Annotated in this window: 4 protein-coding genes; all 4 read left to right on the top strand. The window is 49.0% G+C overall.

What is annotated here, in order from left to right; all coding sequences use genetic code 11:
- A partial coding sequence (locus WBV75_RS00365) for a Na+/H+ antiporter NhaC family protein (protein ID WP_424118683.1) occupies nucleotides 1–1158 on the top strand: 1158 nt, incomplete at its 5' end.
- Nucleotides 1159–1272: 114 nt separating this feature from the next.
- Nucleotides 1273–1779: a thiol peroxidase gene (gene tpx, locus WBV75_RS00360; protein WP_424118682.1), complete on the top strand. Its 507-nt coding sequence runs from the start codon at nucleotides 1273–1275 to the stop codon at nucleotides 1777–1779.
- A complete protein-coding gene (locus WBV75_RS00355) occupies nucleotides 1772–2140 on the top strand; it encodes a diacylglycerol kinase family protein (protein ID WP_424118681.1) in 369 nt (122 codons plus the stop codon). The genes tpx and WBV75_RS00355 overlap by 8 nt, the downstream gene beginning before the upstream one ends.
- 60 nt (nucleotides 2141–2200) lie before the next feature.
- Nucleotides 2201–4490 (top strand): DNA translocase FtsK 4TM domain-containing protein (locus WBV75_RS00350; RefSeq protein WP_424118680.1); only part of this gene is annotated, 2290 nt, incomplete at its 3' end.

Below are 4490 nucleotides of genomic sequence, written 5' to 3'. Positions count from 1 at the left end.
ATTCCCGCAATGATCTATTACGGCCTTCAGATTCTCAATCCCACAATCTTTCTCGGTGCCTGTGTGGTAATTAGCGCCATTATATCTATCGCTACCGGCAGCAGCTGGACGACCTCCGCAACCGTTGGAATCGCCCTGGTGGGAATTGGTGAAGCCCTTGGCATTTCCCTGGGGATGACCGCAGGAGCCATCCTTTCCGGAGCCTATTTTGGGGATAAAATGTCCCCTCTCAGCGATACGACCAACCTCGCCCCAGCCATGGCGGGGGGGGAGCTTTTCGACCATATCCGGTATATGACCTACACCACCATACCGACCATATTGATTACGCTTACGGTTTTTATCATCATTGGGTTTTCAATAGAGACTTCCGGCAGCGCCGACACTCAGGGCATCCTGACCTCCATAGAATCCGCCTTTAACATCACACCCTGGTTGTTTCTGGTACCCCTGGCGGTAATTTTTATGATAATTCGAAAAACCCCTCCTTTAGTGGCTTTGCTTATAGGTACTTTGCTGGGGGGCTTGTTCGCCCTGTTCTTCCAACCGGAAGTAGTTGCCGGGGTTACCGGTGCGGATAGCCTGAGTTTTGAATCGGGTTACAAAGGGATCCTCAATGCCATTACTATATCGACAGCTATCGAAACCGATAATACGGCCCTGAATGCTTTGTTTACAGCTAAAGGGATGACAGGAATGCTGGGGACAATCTGGCTGATCGTTTGCGCCATGGTCTTCGGGGGTGTCATGGATGGAATTGGCGCCCTGTCCAGAATTACCAAGGGACTCCTGGGCATGGCCAAGTCCACCTTCAGCCTGTTCGCAAGTACAGTGGGAAGCTGTCTGGCCCTGAACATTACAGCTTCAGATCAATATCTCGCCATAGTAGTTCCCGGGAAAATGTTCGCCAAAGCCTATGAAGATCGCGGGCTTGCCCCTGAAAACCTCAGTCGGACCCTCGAAGATTCCGGAACCGTTACTTCTGTCCTGATTCCATGGAATACATGCGGGGCCTACCACAGCGGTGTTTTGGGAGTTCCTGTAGCGGATTACTTCTTCTTTGCAATATTCAACTGGCTCAGTCCGATAATGACGCTTTTTTTCGCAGCCCTCGGCATCCGTATCAAGCAACTCGTCACCCCAAACCAGGCGGTATGACCGGATTAATTCCTACACAATCAGCAGTGTAAATATTCTCATAAAGACTCCTTGTTTTCCTCGCCTTACTTCAGGGAGAACCCCTTTTTTAATACCTTCGTAAAAAAACAAATTATGGCTACTGTTACATTAAAAGGAAGTGAAATCCACACAATGGGAACCCTCCCAGAAACAGGATCCCCGGCTCCCGATTTTACAATGACCCGAGGTGATCTCAGCATGGCGAGCCTGAATGATTTTCAGGGTAAAAAACTCGTGCTAAATATTTTTCCCAGTATCGATACAGGAACGTGTGCCCAGTCTGTCAGAACCTTTAACGAAAAAGCCAGCGGGCTGGAAAACACCCGGGTTTTATGCATTTCCAAGGATCTCCCTTTTGCCCAATCCAGATTCTGTGGGGCTGAAGGCATTGACAATGTAGAAATGCTCTCTGATTTCAGGGATGGGAATTTTGGAGCGTCTTACGGCCTGAGCTTTTCTGATGGGCCCCTGGCCCCTTTGCATTCCAGAGCAGTAGTGGTTATCGACGCTAAGGGTAAGGTGTGTTATACCGAACAAGTCCCTGAAATTGTGGATGAACCCAATTACAGCGCTGCCCTGGAAGCGATCCAAAATGCCTGAGACCTCCTATTTCCGCAACAGGATCCGAAGTATCGGATTTGCTGCAAAAGGCGCCTGGATACTGCTTAAATCTGAAGCGAGTATCCAGGTGCAATTTGTAATCGCCCTTGCCGTGTGCCTGGCAGGGTGGTACTACCACATCAGTGCTTTGGAGTGGGTGGTCCAGCTGCTTGCAATCGGAATGGTCATGGGCCTGGAAGGGGTCAATACGGCTATAGAAGCGCTATCGGATTATGTGCAACCTGAACGCGATTCCAGAATCGGTCACATAAAGGACATTTCTGCCGGGGCTGTGCTGATTGGGGCAGTTGCAGCAGGTATCGCAGGTCTTATCATTTACCTTCCGAAGATTTTTAGCTGACCTCCGGAGGTTGGCTTCCTTTGTAAATTCGTAATTTAGCCCCGTTGTTAAGACAACCGCATGGCCAAAACAAAACGCAAAACTCCGGCATCCAAAAAAAGGAAACCCCGCGGACTCTCCAGGCAGAACAAGATCATTCTGGGGAGCCTGCTGATTTTGCTCAGCCTGGCCCTGTTCTTTAGCTTTATCTCTTTTTACTTCACCTGGCAGGAAGACCAAAGTCTGCTAAGTGAATTTGCCAACCGGGATAAGTCAGCGGAAAACCTGTTGAACAAATTCGGGGCCTCCATCAGTCATTTTTTTATGTACAAAGGCTTCGGGCTGGCCTCGTTTATTTTTCCTGTCCTGATCTGTATTTCGGGAATATATCTTTTTCTGGGTATTCCCGCCAAGGGCCTGCTTTCCCGATGGGTCTGGGGCCTGGTACTGGTGATCTGGCTCTCTATTGCACTGGGCTTTTTTGCAGCCCAGAATCCGTTGCTCGGGGGGCAGGTGGGGTATGAAATGAATTTATTCCTGCAAGATTACGCCGGTAAAATCGGGGTGCTCCTGCTCCTTATTCTGGGCCTGGTCGTCATTATGGTCCGCCTCTTCGATTTTACACCGGAAAAGGTGGCTAAAAGCTTTTCGGGCCTCGGGACCCTGATTCCAAATCGGTCTCCGGTTTCAGAAGAATCTCAAGAATACGGGAGTCTGGAATCAGATCCGAATACAGACAAAACGCCACAAACTCCACCTCCTACAGATCTCTACACACACAAAAAAGACATCCCGGTGATTGAAGAGGAACCCGAAGTTGAAACTAAAGAAGTGACTTCGGATGAAGCGGAAATTCAAATGGAAGTGTCCCATGCGGTAGATGAGGTAGAAGAAACGGATGCCCTGGCCGATAAACTCGTCGAGGATTTCGGGGAATTTGACCCTACCCTGGAGCTCCCGAAATATAAGTTTCCGCATTTGGACCTTTTGGATTCCCATGGTGGAGGCGGGGGAATCACCATCAACCAGGAAGAGCTCGAGGAGAATAAAAATAAAATTGTCGATACCCTTAAAAATTACAAAAATGGTATTGCCCAGATTAAAGCCACAATTGGTCCGACCGTGACCTTATATGAAATTGTGCCTGAAGCCGGCGTTCGGATTTCGAAGATCAAAAACCTGGAAGATGATATCGCCCTCTCACTGGCTGCCCTTGGAATTCGCATCATTGCTCCAATTCCCGGTAAGGGTACCATAGGGATTGAAGTTCCGAACAAGAAACCCACAATAGTTTCCATGCGCTCCGTGATTGCTTCCAAAAAATTTCAGAATGCGGAGATGCAATTGCCAATCGCTTTTGGAAAAACGATCAGCAATGAAACCTTTGTAGTCGATTTGGCTAAAATGCCCCATTTGCTTATGGCCGGCGCCACCGGGCAGGGTAAATCAGTCGGGCTTAACGCCATCCTTTCATCTCTGCTCTATAAAAAACATCCGGCAGAGGTCAAGTTTATTCTGGTTGACCCTAAAAAAGTGGAACTGACGCTCTACAATAAGATCGAGCGCCATTTTCTGGCCAAACTCCCGGATAGCGAAGAGGCGATTATTACAGATAATACCAAAGTCATCCATACCCTGAATTCGCTTTGTATTGAAATGGACAACCGCTATGAACTCCTCAAAGCGGCCATGGTTCGGAATATCAAAGAATACAATGTCAAATTCAAGAGTCGAAAACTCAATCCGAACGAAGGGCACCGCTTTCTTCCCTATATCGTCCTGGTTATCGACGAATTCGCCGACCTGATTATGTCTGCAGGAAAGGAGGTGGAAACGCCTATTGCCCGTCTGGCGCAGCTGGCTCGGGCCATTGGCATCCACCTGGTGATCGCGACACAACGCCCGTCCGTGAATGTGATTACCGGCCTGATCAAAGCGAATTTCCCAGCCCGTATCGCCTTCCGGGTGACATCTAAAATTGATTCCAGAACCATTCTGGATACACAGGGGGCAGACCAGCTTATCGGACGTGGAGACATGCTCTACACCCAGGGGAATGAAATAATTCGCCTGCAATGTGCCTTTGTAGACACCCCCGAAGTGGCAAAAATCACCGAATATATCGGATCACAACGGGCCTATCCGGATGCGCATTTGTTGCCCGAATATGTTGGGGAAGACTCTGGCACAGGAATTGATTACAGCATCGAGGACCGGGATGCCATGTTTCGGGATGCTGCGGAGGTCATTGTCACAGCCCAACAGGGTTCGGCTTCCCTTATTCAAAGAAAATTAAAATTGGGGTATAACCGCGCCGGGCGGATTATTGACCAATTAGAAGCCGCGGGGATTGTAGGCCCCTTTGAAGGTA

Source organism: Robiginitalea sp. (genome assembly GCF_049588695.1).
GTDB lineage: Bacteria > Bacteroidota > Bacteroidia > Flavobacteriales > Flavobacteriaceae > Robiginitalea.
This window is presented reverse-complemented; position numbering and strand designations above follow the sequence as displayed.

Bases quoted from the DNA above. Each gene is read 5' to 3' on its own strand.
- tpx (WP_424118682.1), top strand. From the start codon at position 1,273: ATGGCTACTGTTACATTAAAAGGAAGTGAAATCCACACAATGGGAACC.
- WBV75_RS00355 (WP_424118681.1), top strand. From the start codon at position 1,772: ATGCCTGAGACCTCCTATTTCCGCAACAGGATCCGAAGTATCGGATTT.